We start from the raw sequence: 18,374 nt of genomic DNA on the forward strand, positions 1-18,374 counted from the left end.
ACAGTGTTGAAAATGAAGAACCAATGAAAGTAGCTGTAATAACATCATTCCCTCCCAGCAAAGTAACCCTGAATGAATATGGTTATCATTTGGTGAAAAATTTTGTGCAAAGAACAGAAGTTTCACAGTTGCTTTTGATTACCGATAAAACAAAAGAGCCAAAACAACTGGACTTTAAAAATAGTACTAAAGTATCTGTTAAAGAGTGTTGGGAATTTAATAGTTATGCAAATATATTCACCATCTGTAGAACTATTTTCAAAGAGAAGCCAGACGCTGTTTTGTTCAATTTACAATTTGTAAAATTTGGAGATAAAAAAGTTCCTGCAGCTTTGGGGTTATTGATACCTATGATTTTGCGACTTTTTGGTTTTAATACAATTGTTTTATTGCACAACATATTAGAACAAGTAGATCTCGAAAATGCGGGTTTTACAAGTAATAAAATTGCCCAGAAGACATATAAATTGATCGGAACATGTTTGACTAAATGTATTCTCAAAGCAGATAAAGTAGCGGTGACAATTAGTAAATATGTAGAGATTTTAAATGAAAAATACAAAACTGATAATGTAATATTAATTCCTCATGGTACCTTCGAAATTCCAAAAAACCCCAATTTTGATTTGCCTGAAGGTCCTAAAAAGGTAATGGCATTTGGTAAATTCGGGACTTATAAGAAAGTTGAAATATTAATAGATGCAGTTGAATTAATTAGAAAAAACAGTGATGAAGCAATAGAAATTGTAATTGCCGGAACAGATAGTCCTAATACTCCCGGATATTTACAAGAAGTTAAAGAAAAATATGCTCATATTCCCGGTATTATTTTCACGGGTTATATTGAAGAAAATGAAGTTGCTACAGTTTTTAATGAAAGTACAATGGTCGTTTTTCCATATACTTCTACTACTGGAAGTTCTGGCGTTCTGCACCAAGCGGGTAGTTATGGTAAGGCAGTTGTTATGCCGGATTTAGGTGATTTAAGTATTTTAGTAAAAGAAGAAGGATATATAGGAGAGTTTTTTAATCCTGAAAGTACAGAATCACTTGCAAAAGCTATTGAAACAATTTTAAAGGACGACGATTACCGACGAAAACTAGCGGAGACAAACTACAGGGCAGCTTGTGAACTTTCTATGGATAAAATAGTTCAGATGTATATTCGCGATTTTAAGCAAGTTAATTACGATAAAATAATAAGATGGGTTAATGGTTAATGTATAAAAAGGAAGGCTTCCTATTTCCATTAATATCAATAAATCCAAAACGTTTTTGTCGTTTCTTTTGCCAAGGCCATTTACCTGCAACTTGATCCGGAACGTGAGGGAAATCATATAAGGTCCACGACATAAATGCAAGATTATTCTTTTTGAATAATGCTTGCATTTTTTTATGATATTGTGCCTGTTCTTCTTCATTAGAACCTCTCAAGTTCCATATTCCTTTGTACGAGGGAACTCCAAATTCTTCAATAACGAGGGGTTTTTTGGTGATTTTTTCCAAAGTCTTAATTTCTTTTTCCAGATCTTCAATTGCATTGTAAAAATGATAAGAAACAAAATCAACTTGCTTTTCTAAATGCGTTGCTTCTGTAGAGTTTGACCAACCTATAGTAACCAAATGATTTGGGTCATTTTCTTTAACAACAGAAATCATGTGTTCCAACCAATTCAGGACATTGCTTTTGTCTCTGTTTTCAAAATCTAAATTGGGTTCGTTCTTTAAATCCCAAGCTAAAATAGCTTTGTGGTCTTTAAATGTTGAAACAATTTTTTCTGCGTGACGATGAGTTAAAGTCCAGTTTTCCAACGTATAGTCGCTATAAAAATCAAAAAGAGTAACGATTACAAAAAGGTTTTTAGTTGCGGCTAAATCCAATATTTTTTTGAGTTTATCCATTTTTTCTTGTTTGATTTCGGCTTTGCCAAAATCATCATATTGAATAAAAATCCGAACTGTATTTAGTTTTGCATTTTTTATAATATCAAAATCTTTGCTAATTGTATTTGTATTAAAAGAAGTGCCAAAAGTATCCCAAGCAGAATTTTTTGGATAATAATTAATTCCCTTAATCGTAAAATCGACATTGTTTTTAGTGATTTTATTTCCTATTATTTTAAACATAGGCTGCGATTTTACTGTATCCAAATGAAATGTTGTTTTTTCTATTCTTTGGAGATGTCGCACTCTCCAAAAACCATCTTCAAGCAACATCATTACTTTGTAAGTTGCTGTGTCCTGAACTGCTGTAATTAATTTTTTCTTTTGATATACTTTTTGAAATTCGACGACATTTTTATCGGTGAAAACGACTAACTGGCCATCGGCACTATAAAAGTCTAATTTTGGATTGTGTTTTAAAGTGGTGCTTTCAATCGTAATTTCATTCTTGATATTATATTTTAATGTGTTATATAAATTTTGACGTGTATTTTGGGTGTAATAATCGGCTATTCCTGACTTTGAATTTTCTTGTAGCGATTTGTTTTTAACATACCACGAAAAAAGATAATCTTTTTCGATTGTTTTTAAAGTGTTTAGTTCCATAACTCTTCCGGGATTGACAGTGCTTTCCCAAACTACTTTTGGTAAGTAGATATTGATGGTTTCTTTTTCTAAATGCAGCATAGAAGTTCTATCAGCACCAGAATTTAAAAAATCGAGTACTTTGCTAATGCCGAGGAGTAACAAAATATTTATAACAGTAAACGATATTATAAGAACTGCTCGGGTAATATTTCTATTGTTTATTAGGGTCATAGTATTTTATTTCTGATTTTTGAGTAATGCCCAAGGTAGTAATTTCAAAACGATAATTTTTTGCTTTGTAAAAATCAGCCAAAATGTGAAAAGTTGTAATTCCGTTTGATGAATCTTCTTGTAAAGTGGCGACTAATTTGTTTTCGTGAATGATTTTTACAGTAACTTTTATTCCATCAGGAACTAGTTGGTTCATAAAACTTTTTAATGGTCCTACAGTAATTGTTCTGTTTTGATCAGAAAACATATAATTGAATGTTGATAATATGGGTTTGTAATTAATAAACAAAGAGTTACTTTCTGAAATCCCAGTGATATACCCTTTTACGTCGTACAAATCGGGATGATCAGGATGTAATAATTGACCTGTTGCAATTCCTTTTATTGTTGTTCCAAAAGTCTTTAAAATTATACTTTTTTGATTAATGATAATAAAAGTGACTAAAGTACCATCACTAACGATATTGCCAAATGGGTCTTTAATTATTGATGTAGATAAAGTGGTGATTTGATTGCCATCTGCAAATTCGTGATTCCGTGTAAAATGGATGCTGAAATTAGAGGCAATATTAGGGCAGACTTCTGTGTCGATTTCTTTTGTAACTATATTTTTGCATTCTGTTGAAAATAAAATTTTGCCGATCTGTCTATCAGAGAATATATTTTTCCAAGCAATGAAATCTTTAGTTTTTCTGGCATCAATTGTAATGTTATTGGAAAATTGATTTTTGATTAGTACGGGCGTATTTTCTATAACTGGATTGTCAAGCCCATCCGTTGGAACGACTACCATCATCGTGAATTGTTTTCCACCCGCTAAAATACTTCGAGGCCCTAAATAATTTTCAATTTGAGTTTGTTTGTTTCGATTGGGTTTGATTTCAAAAACACCTTGTGTTACTATTTCTTCATTAAAAATTAAAAACCAGGATACAATGCCCGTTTTATTGAAGTAAATTTGTGGTAGCTTAAATGTCAGTTTGCCATTTTTATTAGTTCCTTGTATTAAAGTTTTGCCATAGGAATGAACTATGTAAAGCTGCGGGACGGTGGCTTGTAAATTAGATGTAAATTGAATTTTCACCTCCGTTCCTGCTACAAAAAATTTAGTTTTTGTATCTAGTATAAAATTTGCTTTTTTTGTTGTTTCCAGTGAAGTGCCAAAAGCCACAAGAAGGACGATTGATGTTAAAAAGGTGATGTAAACTAATTTTCTCATTATCGTGGATTTCCAATATAATTGTTAATTTCTATTTTGATGAAATCATAACCTTTGCCTTTTACCTTTTGTAATTGTTCTTTTTCACTGTTGTTATTTCTATTTGGAACAACCTCCTTACCAATTGATTCGTTAGATAATCCGTTTACAAAGCAATTTTGCAAAGAGGATTGTAAAAGTTTTATGTTGGTTAAATCCATAAAAGTATAGTCAAAATATTGTTTTCTCTCCACTCTTAACCCCTCTCGTACAAAGAAATGGTCCACATAAAGTAAATTTTTAGTACTGTCAAAATACGAAATTAATAATTCCGGGATAGTTACTTCCTGGATTCCAAAATTAAATAATGTCCCTTTTAAATGTTTTTTGGTAATTTCTAAATCGGATAATCCAACTTGCGAATATAGATCAGTGATGGCAATATTTCCGGCACATTGAATGTCAAATGTTGCTGGAATTTTAATGATTTCTAAGGGGGTAAATTCATTGGGATTAAACGTTGTCGGTTTTACATCTGTGTTTTTTAGCCAAGCAATGTCTTCAAAATTTACTTTGAAACTGGTGATTTCTTTTGGCATTAATTTGTGTTTTATAACATATTTAGCATTATGTGAAGCTAGTTTTTTATTGTTTTTGTCATACAAAGTTGCTTTCAATGTTACGTCCGCAGGAAAATTATCTACGTTTTGAACCTCGCCTATTATCATATATTCGTTGTTGATTTTGATAAGTTTTGCGGAAAGAATTTCAAGAACCGGTTGTTTTAATTCATCATCATGATAAGTTTGCTGGGTCGAAATTACTCTTCGGCCATGCTTAAAAAATCCCGTTCCATTAGTAGAAACAAACTGATCCGGCGGAATATCTAAATCAAGCTGTACTGGGTTAATAAACCATTTTCCATTTGCTTCTGCCACATTATGAGTGTATTCTTTAACTATGATTTCGAGCGGAGTAATCCATTTTGTTTTTACCAATACTTTAGCTCTGTCTTTTGTTTGGTGTAAAATAGTAATATCAATAGCATCTAATTTAGCATAGGAATTCAATATACCATCAGCCACTGATGTTTCGAGCATAAATTGAGAAATTGACAATTTGCTTTGCGGATTCATAAAAGAGTAAGCCTTTTCAAATTCTTTGAAATCAATAGCATCGTAGTAAGATCTAACGACGTTTTCTGGGCTTATTTGTGGGGCATTGTTAATGTAGAATTTATAAACGAAACTCGCAATAATTAGAAGTAAAGCAACAGCCCACACGTGTAAAATTATAATTAGTTTTCTTGAAAAGGTCGTATATGAAACTTTAAAATTAAAGAAAACAGGAGAAGACGCTGGTTTTAATTTTAGAGCTTGATACAAAATCATTTGAATGTTTAATACAAATGCAATCAGGACCGATAATAAAGGAATAATTCCCCACATTAATTTTTGGTAAACCGGTACATCCTCCATGGGAAGGATTTTAGATAACGGTAGAATATTTAGCTTTTCCCATACCATGATTCCATTTTCAAGTAATGTTAATCGATGCCAGCCACAGAAATATAAAATAGGATCATAAAATTTATCATTTGAAAAAACATATTTCAAGTTGTATTTTTCAGGAACGGTAAGGAATTGTTGTAATGATCCGATGCCTTCCACGCCTCTAAATTTTGAATTTTCCAGACGTTCAACCGCTCTAGAAGTCAATTCAGGAAGCCTACGGGCAGAATGGTAGTTTCCGTCAACTGTAAGAGCCTTAGTTTGGTACGATAAAGTTGCCATTTGATCTCCAAAACCCAGAGGCAAATAACGCCATTGATCGTGCTGATCCTGATTTAGGAAATTAATTATGGGTAATGTGTTTATTTTTTGTGGCTGAAATGGTCTGAAATATCCCATTGTAATTGTTAAAACTGTCATCAATAAAAAGGCTCCCGCCATCAATCCGCCTAAAACTTTATAATATACAGATCCAAATTTATTTTGTAGCGCTTCTTTTAAATCACCTTCAACAAATCGGTATGCAAATTCTCCAAACATGGGTAAACTCATAATAGATGCCCATAATGTGAACCTGTCTAATGTCAGGATGTTAAAGGCATTTTTCCCTAAAACCATTAACGGTATAGGGGTGGTGCCTCCGGTTCCTAGGATTGTTAATAATGTCAGTGATAATCCAAAAAACAGATATCGTTTGCTGTAATATCGATATAGAATATAAGGTAAAAAGAACAGTAAAATTCCCCATGGAATCAAAAAGAACATCAGGCCAGAAGAGGTGACTTCAATAAAATTATCCCTGCTTCCGTGTGGAATAGGAACTTGTGTAATTGGATTTTTTTTAGAATTTATCCAATAAGGTAAAATACAAAAAACGATAAGAAATACAGATGTGGCCCCAAAAAGTACAATTCTTTTGAATAAGGTAAGGAAGGATTGCAAGAAAATTTTAAAGGTGACTTCTTTGTAATTTTTCACTTTTTCTCTCGAGGTGTCCATAATAACCATTCCGATTAGAGGGAAAATAAAAAAAATCATTCCGAAAAGTGGTGTCACATGATGAGAGCAAATCGTTACAGCTATTAAAGAGATGGAAGAAAAAAAGTATTTATAGCTACCCGTTTTAATCCATAAATAGATTTCCGGCAAGGAATGCATTAAAACTGAAATTCCAATAATACTGGGTAATTGCCCAAAAATATGAAGTGTTTCCACAAAGGAGGAAGAAAAGACGGCTAAAAGAGCAGTATATCCCGCTACTGTTCTGTTGCCTGTCATAACCAATGAAAAACGATAGATTCCTGTTATAAATAGTAGAATGCCAATTATCGCGACCGAGAACAGTCCAAATTTTAATCCACCGATTAATGATAAAATACCAATACATTGATGAACCAAGGGAGGATAACTCATTACTGTAAAACCGGTGTACCAGCTGTAGTTCCAAGGTTCAAACCAGCTATGAGCATAATGATTAGCAAAAAACAAATGAATCAAAGCATCATAAGTATTTTCTAAAGTAAAAAAGATCGCGCTGGAGTGAAATACGAGTCCTATTAAAATTGCTGCTATTAAATATTTATTGGATTTTTCTTTCACTAAAAATTTATTGTTATCAAAGTTGTAAATATAAGTAATTAACATGTATTAGTGAGATTTTAAATGTCGATATGAATCAATCCATTCATCTATACATTCGGTGCCATTGGTCTAATATTTAGAAACTATCAAGCAAACAAACTATATTTGCTCAATATTAATATTATAAAATCATAAATTAATGAAAATACTTATTGTCGATGACCAACAATTAGTTTTGCTTTCTTTAGAAAAATGTTTGACAGATTTAGGTTATGAAGTAAGAAGCGCCAACAATGTTTTTGATGCTATTGCTGAATATGATGAATTTTTACCAAATCTTGTCATTGCCGATATTAATATGCCAGTATTTAATACTGTAAGTGATGCTGATCAGACAATTGACAATAATGCAAAGGCAGCAGGGTTAGAGATTGTCAAATATATAAAAGTGATTAAAAAACATGAAATTCCTGTTATGATTTTATCCGGTAATAATGACGAAGATGTTATTTTAAAAGGATTTGAATTAGGTGTTTCAGATTATATGAAAAAACCTTTAAGCCTTAATGAGATAGGGGCAAGAGTCAAAAGACTCATAGGCGTACGTAAAGAAAGTTCTGTTGATAATAATAATCGGTTAATTCAAAATAATTGTGTAGGTGTAGTGATTCCTTGTTATAATGAAGAATCGAGATTATCAGGTGATGAATTCAAAAAATTTGTCCATAAAAATTTAGGATATCATTTGTGTTTTGTAAATGATGGCAGTAAAGATAAGACGCTCGAAGTGTTACAAGAGTTACGCAAAGGAAAGGAAGAGTATATTAGTATTTATGACTGCGAAAAAAACGGAGGTAAAGCCGAAGCAGTCAGACTGGGAATGTTGCATTTAGCGAAGCAAACCCAATTTGATTATATAGGTTTCTTGGACGCTGATTTATCAACTAATTTTGAAGATTTTGAGGATTTAGTTCAAACGATATCCAATTCAAATTATAAAATCGTTAGTGGATCCCGTATCAACAGAATGGGGGCATACATAGCTAAAGAATCAGCAAGAGCAATTTTTAGCAAGATAATTAATTTTATTATTAGAAAAACCTTAGGAATGGATTTTAAAGACACACAATGTGGTGCCAAAATCATGAGTAAAGAAATTATTGAAAAAACATTCCAAAAAAAGTTCTTGACAAAATGGTTGTTTGATGTTGAAATTTTCATGCGAATGAAAAAAATATATGGAGCTGAAGAAACAAAGAAATTAGTATGCGAGAAACCATTAAACAGATGGGTTCATGTGGATGGTTCCAAACTTTCATTTAAGGATTCCTTCAAAATCATTTTTCAAATCGGTCAAATTGCAATTCATTACAAATAAAATTACTTTTAAATTATAGTTCAAAGAGATTATACAATTTGTATGATCTCTTTTTTTATGGATTTCATTTGGTTTTCAAAACTTTAACAAAGAAAAGGCAACTTGAAATCTATGAATTAATAAATAGGCATTACTTTTGCGAAGGAATTAAAAAAAACAACTTCACATACTGAAATAAATTCAGCATAAAATGAAAGAACAATTTAAAAAGTTTTTAAACGAAGAACAAGATCCAAAAGCCATAGAAAAAATCGCTTCAAAATTGAGTGATTTATTGATGAAAAATGAGGAGATCGGTTATATTGCTGTTCAAAAAAAACCAGCAATTACCGTTTTACCAGATAGTATTGTTTTGACAAACAAGAGAATCATCATCTGTCAGCCAAAAAATCTTGGGCTTTCTATGAATTTTATTGATTATACGTGGGACGAGATAGAGGGCACTTTTGTAAAAGAAAACATTCTGGGTTCAGAATTTTCGTTTACAACCAGAACCAACATGGAGGTTTCGATTGATTATATTCCGAAAATTCAAGCCAGAAAAATTTTCACGTACGCCAATGAACAATTAGACGTGTTAAAAAGCGGAGCTGCACTCAATGCAATAATTATTGAAGAGGTTCCTTTGATTTCTACAGAAGAAGGATTTGAGATTATTGAAGAAGTAGAAACCGAGGAAGTGACCAGTTTTGCTGAAATAATGCCCGTTACTCCACCCATTTTTAATATGGAAAAAGAGCAATTAAATACAATAGCTGAGACTTTAAAAGAAAGCGGATTAAGTGCTTTGTCACAAGACAAGCTATTTGATAAATTACAGAACTATAAGAAATTATTGGATAACGGATTGATTTTACAAGGCGAATATGATGCTTTCAAAAAAGAAATTTTGAGTTATATGTAACTAGCCTTAAGGCCGAAAGTCATAAAGGCAAAAGTAATACGTTGTTTTTTGACTTTATGACTTTAGACTTCCTAACATTAAAGCTAAAGAGTTCTTTTCTGTTTTTCTATAAAATTATTAGATTGTAACTCTAATAAATCGGAGGTGTTTTTTCGCTGTAAATCATACAATTTTTTGTCCTCTGCAATGTCTCCATAGACTTTATCATACATAGAAGCACTGGTTTTTACCAATAAAGCGCGTTGGTATTTATCTTGTTCCAATGTGGCTTTTAATGCCGTTTCCAGATCTTCTAGTTTAAAATCATATTCTCCTCTTGGAGATAATAGTTTTGCAATAATTGGGGAAGTTTCAATGGCTAAAAACAAGAGCATAATGAAAAACGAAGGCAGCCAAGGTAATTTATCTAATGCGTTTATTCGCGACATCAAACCGTCAAAACTGTCAATAATTGGTTGTGTCTCGGTTACTTTCTTGTCTAGGTCGGCTTGAAGTGTTTTTGATTTTAGCTCCATGGCTACAATTTTAGCCAAGTTGATTTTTTGTAAGGTATCCAGTTCTTTTTTGACCAAATCATGTTTGGCAATTTTCTCTTTAAAAACTGGTCCCTTGCCTAATTTTTTGGTTCCAGCCGTTCCTTCGGCTTCAGTAATGTAGGTCTCGTAAAGCGTGTTGACTTCTTTTTCTTTATGGGTAACCTCCGATTTTAATTTATAGATTTCAGCTTTATTCTTATCCAAATCCGATTTGAAATAGTTAGCCACTTCTTTTTTGTTGTTCAAAGCCATGGCGTTTTTCTCGCTCAATAAAACGGTGTTGATCTCTTTTTCGAAGATTTTAATTTCCAATGGTTTCGAAATCACAATGGCAATGATAACTGCCAAGATAATTCGGGGGGTAGCCTGTATAAATTCACTGCTAAATTTGTCTTTTTTTCGAATGGTAGAAACGATGTAGCGATCCAGATTAAAGATAAGTAAACTCCATACTAATCCAAAAAGTAAAGCGGGATAAATGCTGTCAAAAACGGTAAACAGCGCATAAGCACAAGCGATAAAAGCCATGACAGCAGTAAAGAAAACCGTGGCGCCAATGCCAATATATTTGGTTTGTTCGCCCTCGGAGCAGCCTTCAAGAAGTTCTTTATCGGCTCCGGAACAAAGAATAAAAAATTGTTTTAACATGATTGATGATTTTGATTGATTACAAATTTAACGCCAATTATTTAATAGTGGTATAAATAGTTGATATGTTTTCAATTAGCATTGGGCCCTGTAGGAAAAGAGACTTTTCGAGATAGTAGAGCGATGTTCTGTTTTGTCCAAATAAAAAAGAGCCATTCGTAATGAACAGCTCTTTTTCTTTTTTGAATTATAATTAACTTATGCGATTGGAGCTCCCATCATAATTTCGGGATTTGCAAATTCTTCAAACTTAGCAAAATTAGCCTTAAATTTTTGAGCTAATTCAACTGCTTTTTGATCATACAGTTCAGTATCTTCCCATGTATTTCTTGGATTTAATATTTCAACTGGAACATTTGGACAACTTTGCGGTATGGCAATTCCAAATACGTTATGATTTTCATATGCTACATCATCCAGTTCACCGTTTAATGCGGCTGTAATCATCGCACGTGTGTATTTCAGTTTCATTCGGTTTCCAATTCCGTAAGGACCACCAGTCCATCCAGTATTAATTAACCAAACTTTTACATTGGCATCTTTCATTTTTTTGCTCAACATTTCAGCATATTTTGTTGGGTGCAAAGGCATAAATGGAGCACCAAAACAAGCTGAGAAGTTAGGTTGAGGCTCTGTTATACCGGCTTCGGTTCCGGCAATTTTTGCAGTATATCCAGAAATAAAGTGGTAGGCAGCCTGGCCAGGTGTTAATTTTGAAATGGGAGGCAAAATTCCAAAAGAATCTGCTGTTAAGAAAAATATGTTTTTAGGATTTTTTCCAATGGAATCAGGTTGAATGTTGTCAATATGGTAAATAGGGTAGCTTACGCGAGTATTTTGCGTGATTGAAACGTCTTCAAAATCAACTTCATTCGTTTCTTTATTGATCACTACATTTTCTAAAATAGCACCTCTTTTAATAGCTCTAAAGATATCTGGCTCATTTTCTTCTGAAAGATTGATCACCTTTGCATAGCATCCACCTTCAAAATTAAAAACGGTATTTTCGTTTGTCCAGCCGTGTTCGTCGTCACCAATTAATTTTCTGTTTGGGTCAGCTGATAAAGTTGTTTTTCCCGTTCCGGATAATCCAAAGAAAATGGCTGTATCTCCCTCTTTGCCTACATTGGCACTGCAATGCATTGGCAATGTATTTTTGAAAACTGGCAAAATGAAATTCAAAGCAGAAAAAATTCCTTTTTTCATTTCACCCGTATACCCGGTTCCGCCTATTAGGACAATTTTTTTGGTGAAATCTAAAATAGCAAAATTGCTTTGACGAGTTCCGTCAACTGCAGGGTCAGCTAAGAAACTAGGTACGCAAAGTAAGGTCCATTGTGGCGTAAAGTTTTCAAGTTCTTCTAATTTTGGTCTCAAAAACATATTGTAACAAAATAAATTTGCCCAAGGAGTTTCTGTAACCACACGTACATTTAATCTGTAGTTAGGATCCGCGCATACATAAGAGTCTCTAACGTAAACTTCTTTGTTTGATAAATAAGCCGTAACTTTTTTATATAAAGCATCAAACGCTTTAGGTTCAAAAGGAATATTTACTTTTCCCCACCAGACTTGGTTCTCTGAAATATTATCTTTCACGATAAATCGATCCAGAGGAGAGCGTCCTGTATATTCGCCAGTATTGATAGCTAAAGCGCCATTGGAAATTTCAACTCCCTGACCAAATTCGATAGTCATTTCATGTAATTCGTTGGCTGATAATTGGTAATGAATCTTTGCGTTTTCAATTCCTATGTCTTTTAGCGAAATCGATTGCGTAAACGGTGTGTTATTATTCATAAAATTATGTATTGTGTAGTTTAATTTATCGATTGCAAAAGTAGAACTTATATTTTAGATAGGATTTAATTATCTAATTTTTGTTGTTTTTTCTTTGTGACATTCCAAAATAGGATTCCCCAAGCCAGTATTAATAGGAGTCCACCGATAGGAGTAAGAAAACCAATTGCTTTGAAATCAAAAGTTGTAAGTGTATTTGTGGCTAGTAAATAAATAGACCCTGAGAACAAAATAACACCAAAAAGGACTAAATTATAGATCGTTTTTTTTGTTTTTTGATTGAGGTTTGTCATTAGGCCAATGAATAGTAAAAACAGCGCCTGGTACATTTGGTAGCGCACTCCAGTCTCAAAAGTTGAAAGTTGTTCGATAGACAGTACTTTTTTTAGGGCATGTGCGCCAAAAGCACCTAATATTACAGCCAACATGCCAATAAAGGCGCCAGTTGAAATTATTTTTTTATCCATCGTTTTCCTGTTTTTTTCTCTGCAAATTTATCTCATATTCTATTCAAATTGAAAGAAATTGGGATATTCTTTTTAGAAATGTATATTGATCAAGAAGGCGTTTTTACAGATATGTTATTTTTTAGAATGGTGTTATTTTAATATTTTCGGAACAATCATTTGTTATAAATACAACAATTACGTATGTTTGTGTTATAATTATATTAAAAATGAGAACAATACTTATCATTGGGGCAGGAAGATCAGCTTCGTCGTTGATACATTATCTTCTGGAGAAGTCAGAAAAAGAGAGTTTACATCTAGTTATTGGTGATTTATCTTTGTCATTAGCTGAGAAGAAAACGAACAATCACCCTAACGCTACAGCAATAGCGCTCAATATTTTTGATGAAAATCAAAGAAAAGAAGCAATAAAAAAAGCGGATATTGTGATTTCGATGTTGCCGGCACATTTGCATATTGAGGTCGCTAGAGATTGTGTTGTTTATAAAAAGAGCATGGTAACCGCTTCGTACGTAAGTGATGAGATGCAAGAATTAGATGCAGCAGCAAAGGAGAATAATCTTATCTTCATGAATGAGATTGGCTTGGATCCCGGAATAGATCACATGAGTGCTATGAAAGTCATTGATGAAATTGGAGATCAGGGCGGAAAAATGCTTTTGTTTGAATCTTTTTGTGGCGGACTTGTAGCTCCAGAATCCGATACTAATCTGTGGAATTATAAATTTACATGGGCTCCACGTAATGTTGTTCTTGCAGGACAAGGTGGTGCTGCCAAGTTTATTCAGGAAGGCGCGTATAAATATATTCCGTATTGTAATTTGTTTCGTAGAACAGAATTCCTGGACGTGGAAGATTATGGAAGATTTGAAGCCTATTCTAACAGAGATTCCCTAAAATACAGAAGTGTATATGGCTTGGATGATGTCCTTACCTTATATAGAGGAACAATCCGTCGGGTTGGGTTTTCAAAAGCGTGGAATATGTTTGTGCAATTAGGAATGACTGACGATAGTTACGTTATGGAAGATTCTGAAAACATGAGCTACCGTAAATTTGTTAACTCCTTTTTGCCTTATCATCCAACGGATTCCGTTGAAATAAAAGTACGCCTGATTCTAAAGATTGATCAGGACGATATTATGTGGGATAAATTAGTGGAGTTGGATTTATTCAGTACCAAAAAAATTATTGGACTAAAAAACGCCACTCCGGCACAAATATTAGAAAAAATATTGAGTGATGGTTGGACGCTTCAGCCCGAAGATAAAGATATGATTGTGATGTACCATAAATTCGGATACGAATTAGGTGGTGTAAAAAGACAAATTGATTCTAAAATGGTATGCATAGGAGAAGATCAAACTTACACCGCTATGGCCAAAACAGTAGGTTTGCCGGTTGCAATGGCAACATTGCTAATTCTAAATGGTAAGATTACCACTTCGGGAGTACAACTTCCAATTCGTAAAGAAGTGTATTTGCCTATTTTGAAAGAATTAGAAGAATATGGCGTTGTTTTCAAAGAACAAGCCATGCCTTATTTGGGCTATAATCCAGTAAAAGTTTTTAGTTAATAGTTTTTAGATTTGTAGTTCGATAAATCCGCTTCTTTTAAAGCGGATTTATTTTTTGGGTTCCATTTAATATTTTTTTTGGGCGTGACACTGCAAATTGCTTCGTCCTTCCTCCCGGCAACTTCGGGTCGGGCTGTTCGCTGCAATCTTTAAGTTTTTAAAGAAAAAACATAAAGGATTTTCGCTGCCATCCCTCACGCAAGCTATCCATCGATTTGAAGTCGCTTTGGTGAATTGTAAGAAAATTTATTTGTATTTTGATACAGATAAAACGAAACAAAGTAGCGCAAAGCCAAACAAAATATGGTGTTTATGCGCTACTTTGGAAAGTTTATATACAAGTTAGCAGCAACGATATCGTGACCGTTTTAGAGATGAAGTTTTCGCCAGAAAAAAAAACCCGCGATAAACGGGGGTGCAAAGTTTCTAACCTTTGTCATTTTGGTCATGACCCTCTAGCTTGACTAATTTATTATAGATTCCTAATAATAAAAAAGGTGCCGCCCATTGTCCAACAAATAAGGCTGAGTGTTTTCGTCCAGCAATTTTCAATCCTGCGGAAACAGCGATTGCTACAAGTGCTGACCACAAAAACACATCAGACGGTAATTTGGCAGTTTGTTCTTCAATTGCTTTTGCAATTGGTCCTTCGCTTTTGTCGTTGTTTTCGTAATTCATAACATTGAATTTTAAATTGAATGCAATTTACTTCTTATACTGTTAAATTTATTACAAAATTATACGAAAATTTATGTAATTATTTATTAAAATGGAAGGTTAATATGTTCTATGACAGATACTAACAGCTAAAAAATCTCATTGCTGGTTTTCGGTAGCTTCACGTTTTTCCTTTCGAAAAAAGTTTATCTTTGGGAAAAGAACTCAGTTCGTTTCGCCGCCACGAGGTCTATGCGCGAACCGTTCAGGCTGACTAAAAACCTAAAATTAGCCGTTGAAAATTCCATATTTAAAGTTTTTGAAAGATATGTGGAAAGAGACTTAGTAAAGCACTTTCGCTTATGTACATTTAATAAACAAATTTTTACACAAAATATTATGGCGATTAGCAGTTTGCGTTATGGATTGCAATGAAAATCCTTTTTATTTTTTTCTTTAAAAAATAAAAAGATTGAAATGGAAAGCCCGACCGGAGGTAACGCCAAAAAAAAAATCCGCTCATTTCTGAACGAATTTGTCTTTTTAGGATATTATTACTTTGCTTGTTGTAGAGTAATTGGTAAACTGTATTGTACTCTAACGGGTTTGACTTTATCTGTTCCAGGTATCCATTTTGGACTTAATTTTAAAACCCGAATCGCTTCTTCTCCTGTTCCAAATCCCATGTCACGTAGAATTTCGAATTCACTAAGACTTCCATCTTTTTCTACCATGAATTTAATATATACTCGTCCATTACCTTTTAATTCTGCGGGAATTTTATAATTAGCTCCCACGAATTTGTAGAATTCATTCATGCCTCCTTGGAACTGTGGTTGTTGAATAGCTGTATTAGAATTGTTTTTGTTTTTTTTTGATGGTATGACTTTATTTATAGCGCTTGTTTTTAATAGATATTTAAGTATAATAGGATTTTTTACTGTTCCGTCCTTTATCGTTTTTTCTATTACTTTGAAATTTGATTTTTCAGCTGTTTTTTTTGAATGCTTCTCAAAATAGGAATTAGTTTGCAAGATGTAATGATTTATATGTGGTTCAAATTTCTTTCCGTTATGAATGATGTTATCGAATTTTGCAAATGTTGCGATATCTTTGGCGCTGTATTTGTCCAAAGCAGTATTTACGATCCGTCTTGTATCAAGAATTCCCTTAAAATCCACATCGTTTTTCCAGTTTTTGAATTCTTTTTCCGTAGGTGGATTTTTCTTAGTTGATGAAGGAACTTCTGCGATATAAAGCCTTTTTTCATTTAATGTTAAGTCTTCATATTTCTTATTAATTAATATTTTTTTGTGGCTGTCTTTTACAATCAATCTCACTCCCGCATAATAAGTATCTTTCTTTTTATCTTTTGAAATTGTTGATTCTCCTTTTTGACTATTTCCTTGTGCCACCATCTCTATACATAATAATAGAATCAGGGAAGAAAACAGTGGAATTAAGGCAATTTTTGTAAGTATTGATTTTGTCTTTGATGTAGTTTTGTTCATCATAAGTAATCGTTTTTTAGTTAATAAATAATTCAAATTACTGGCCAGGTAAAAAGTTTGGTTCTCGTTTGCTTTCGATAGTAGTAAAGATTGGTAGAACGGAACGTTATTATAGGATGTCACTACTTTCTCGTCGGCAAGAAATTCGTGATTGAGTTGTATTGCTTTTTTATAAAAAATAAAAATTGGGTTGAACCAAAAAATGGTTTTCAATATTTCAATGAATAAAATGTCTAAGGTGTGTTTTTGGTATACATGCGTAAGTTCGTGCGTGTACAATTCAGCTTCAATTTTACGGTTATTGTATTCCGTTTCGTTGATGAAAATAGTATTTAGGAAAGTGTGTGGCAGTGTTTTTTGGGGTACCAAAATCAATTTTGCATTTCGGTAGGCAATTGGGGTATTCGACTTCATTTTAGACGAAATCTGGATTATATTACTGAAAAAACGTATCGCTAATAGGATTGTTACTACCGTATATAAACTCCATAATCCTATTTCGAAATAGTTTGTTTCTTCTAATGCTATTGCACTTCCTTGCAATGTTTGGATGCTTCCTGCATTGACTGTAGGTTGTGCTACTTCCTGAATAATTTCGATGGTTATAAATGGAACTACCATCGAAAATACAAGAATGAAGAGCAAGTAAAACCTATTGAATATATGTATTTTTTCTTTTTCTAAAAACAAATAGTACACCGTCAGTAATACAAATAAACTAATTGAGGATTTGATTAGAAAGTCTATCATTTTTTCTTTTTTTGAAGTTCACTGTCTATTATTTTTCTGAGTTCTTCCAGTTCCGTTTGAGATAAATTGGTTTCGGTGGTAAAGAAAGAAGCAAATTGTGATGCCGAATTGTTGAAAAAATTACTAATCAATCCGTTGACGTGTTTGGAGAAATAATCTGTTTTTTTGACCAAAGGATAATATTCTCGAGAGTTTCCAAATTCAGTGTATGTAACAAATTTTTTATCAATCATTCTTTTTAATAGTGTGGCGACAGTTGTTGTTTTGGGTTTTGGCTCCGGAAATGCTTCAAGCAAGTCTTTCATAAAGGCTTTTTCGAGTTGCCAAAGATGTTCCATCAGTTGTTCTTCGGAGTTGGACAATTGCATTTGATTTTGTTTAGTTGTTGAATCGATTATTTGTTTTAAAGGATATTACTGCTGAGGCTTTATCTCAGAAATCAGTTTCCCGTTTTCATATTTTTTAATTAGAATTAGTTTTCCTTTTTCGTCAAAGAATTCCCAATTGTCGTTATAGAACCAATGCGAGTATTTGTCATTATTGTCACATTGTGTTTTTCCCTTTGATTCGACTTTGCCATTTTGATGGTACTTGGTTCTGATACAATAATCATCTTTATACTTTTCTCTCATGATGATTTTTCCGTTTAGGTAATAGCTCCATCTTTTTATTGGATCTCCTTTATGGTATTTCCCTATTAATTTATATTGCGAACTGTCTTGTGCATATTTTTCGACCCAAAGCCCTTCTCTTTCTTTGTTTACTTTTTGATTAATGGATTTGGCTTTGCATGCCACTAACAAAAAAAGAATACTGATTGAAATAATTAAGTTACGCATATCGATAATTTGTTCTACATTAATAGAGTCTACTCTACAAATGTAGAGCTATATATTTAAAAAAAACAAATTCTTTTTCAATATTATGATTTATAGTTATTTTTGTGTGTCAGTGCGTTAGGGATGGTAGCGGCATCCTTTTGTGACAAGATGAACTAGTAGCGAAGCAAAATAGAAATGGAACAAAAGATAGAGCGAATAGCCCGACCTTGTTTCTAGATAGAAGTTCTTATTGAACGAGGTAGTTCCGA

General features: G+C 33.0%; 14 protein-coding genes. 4 read left to right on the top strand and 10 right to left on the bottom strand.

Annotation, left to right across the window (positions count from 1 at the left end; translation table 11 throughout):
• Positions 1 to 23 precede the first annotated feature (23 nt).
• On the top strand, positions 24 to 1,220 hold the full coding sequence (locus ACFX5D_RS04530; protein ID WP_379857216.1) for a glycosyltransferase: 1,197 nt from the start codon (positions 24 to 26) through the stop codon (positions 1,218 to 1,220).
• Here the strand turns inward: ACFX5D_RS04530 and ACFX5D_RS04535 are convergent.
• From ACFX5D_RS04535 to ACFX5D_RS04545, 3 genes are read right to left on the bottom strand one after another with little or no spacing between them, the layout of a single operon-like run.
• Positions 1,210 to 2,763 (bottom strand): glycoside hydrolase family 2 TIM barrel-domain containing protein, encoded by a 1,554-nt coding sequence (locus ACFX5D_RS04535; RefSeq protein WP_379857059.1) that lies wholly within the window; start codon positions 2,761 to 2,763, stop codon positions 1,210 to 1,212. The two genes, ACFX5D_RS04530 and ACFX5D_RS04535, sit on opposite strands and share 11 nt — an antisense overlap.
• Entirely contained in the window at positions 2,744 to 3,982 is a 1,239-nt protein-coding gene (locus ACFX5D_RS04540; RefSeq protein ID WP_379857060.1) for a hypothetical protein, read from the bottom strand. Before ACFX5D_RS04540 ends, ACFX5D_RS04535 begins: the two co-directional genes overlap by 20 nt.
• Positions 3,982 to 7,116, bottom strand: a complete 3,135-nt coding sequence (locus ACFX5D_RS04545; RefSeq protein ID WP_379857061.1) for a hypothetical protein — start codon at positions 7,114 to 7,116, stop codon at positions 3,982 to 3,984. Before ACFX5D_RS04545 ends, ACFX5D_RS04540 begins: the two co-directional genes overlap by 1 nt.
• Positions 7,117 to 7,252: 136 nt before the next feature.
• Between ACFX5D_RS04545 and ACFX5D_RS04550 the strand changes: the two genes are divergently transcribed.
• Positions 7,253 to 8,431, top strand: coding sequence for a glycosyltransferase (locus tag ACFX5D_RS04550; RefSeq protein ID WP_379857062.1), 1,179 nt, complete (start codon positions 7,253 to 7,255; stop codon positions 8,429 to 8,431).
• 190 nt (positions 8,432 to 8,621) lie between these two features.
• Positions 8,622 to 9,335 carry a PH domain-containing protein gene (locus ACFX5D_RS04555; protein ID WP_379857063.1) on the top strand — a complete coding sequence of 238 codons (714 nt, stop codon included), beginning with the start codon at positions 8,622 to 8,624 and terminating at the stop codon, positions 9,333 to 9,335.
• 83 nt (positions 9,336 to 9,418) lie between these two features.
• Here the strand turns inward: ACFX5D_RS04555 and ACFX5D_RS04560 are convergent, their stop codons facing one another.
• From ACFX5D_RS04560 to ACFX5D_RS04570, 3 genes are all read right to left on the bottom strand, one after another.
• The gene (locus ACFX5D_RS04560; RefSeq protein WP_379857064.1) at positions 9,419 to 10,519 is read right to left on the bottom strand and encodes a DUF4407 domain-containing protein; all 1,101 of its coding nucleotides are present in this window, start codon (positions 10,517 to 10,519) and stop codon (positions 9,419 to 9,421) included.
• A 198-nt stretch (positions 10,520 to 10,717) separates the two neighbouring features.
• The gene (gene pckA / locus ACFX5D_RS04565) at positions 10,718 to 12,319 is read right to left on the bottom strand and encodes a phosphoenolpyruvate carboxykinase (ATP) (protein ID WP_379857065.1); all 1,602 of its coding nucleotides are present in this window, start codon (positions 12,317 to 12,319) and stop codon (positions 10,718 to 10,720) included.
• Between the two features lie 65 nt (positions 12,320 to 12,384).
• Positions 12,385 to 12,786, bottom strand: coding sequence for a DUF423 domain-containing protein (locus tag ACFX5D_RS04570; RefSeq protein ID WP_379857066.1), 402 nt, complete (start codon positions 12,784 to 12,786; stop codon positions 12,385 to 12,387).
• A gap of 209 nt (positions 12,787 to 12,995) precedes the next feature.
• On the opposite strand from ACFX5D_RS04570, the gene ACFX5D_RS04575 reads away from it, so the two are divergent.
• On the top strand, positions 12,996 to 14,366 hold the full coding sequence (locus ACFX5D_RS04575) for a saccharopine dehydrogenase family protein (RefSeq protein WP_379857067.1): 1,371 nt from the start codon (positions 12,996 to 12,998) through the stop codon (positions 14,364 to 14,366).
• A gap of 426 nt (positions 14,367 to 14,792) precedes the next feature.
• On the opposite strand, the gene ACFX5D_RS04580 is transcribed toward ACFX5D_RS04575, so the two are convergent.
• From ACFX5D_RS04580 to ACFX5D_RS04595, 4 genes are all read right to left on the bottom strand, one after another.
• Positions 14,793 to 15,044: a hypothetical protein gene (locus ACFX5D_RS04580; RefSeq protein ID WP_103998336.1), complete on the bottom strand. Its 252-nt coding sequence runs from the start codon at positions 15,042 to 15,044 to the stop codon at positions 14,793 to 14,795.
• A 533-nt stretch (positions 15,045 to 15,577) separates the two neighbouring features.
• A complete protein-coding gene (locus tag ACFX5D_RS04585) occupies positions 15,578 to 17,284 on the bottom strand; it encodes a M56 family metallopeptidase (protein ID WP_379857068.1) in 1,707 nt (568 codons plus the stop codon).
• Positions 17,281 to 17,652, bottom strand: a complete 372-nt coding sequence (locus ACFX5D_RS04590; protein ID WP_379857069.1) for a BlaI/MecI/CopY family transcriptional regulator — start codon at positions 17,650 to 17,652, stop codon at positions 17,281 to 17,283. Before ACFX5D_RS04590 ends, ACFX5D_RS04585 begins: the two co-directional genes overlap by 4 nt.
• A gap of 45 nt (positions 17,653 to 17,697) precedes the next feature.
• On the bottom strand, positions 17,698 to 18,123 hold the full coding sequence (locus tag ACFX5D_RS04595; RefSeq protein ID WP_379857070.1) for a toxin-antitoxin system YwqK family antitoxin: 426 nt from the start codon (positions 18,121 to 18,123) through the stop codon (positions 17,698 to 17,700).
• Positions 18,124 to 18,374 lie beyond the last annotated feature (251 nt).

It is taken from the genome of Flavobacterium fructosi, assembly GCF_042787335.1.
GTDB lineage: Bacteria > Bacteroidota > Bacteroidia > Flavobacteriales > Flavobacteriaceae > Flavobacterium > Flavobacterium fructosi.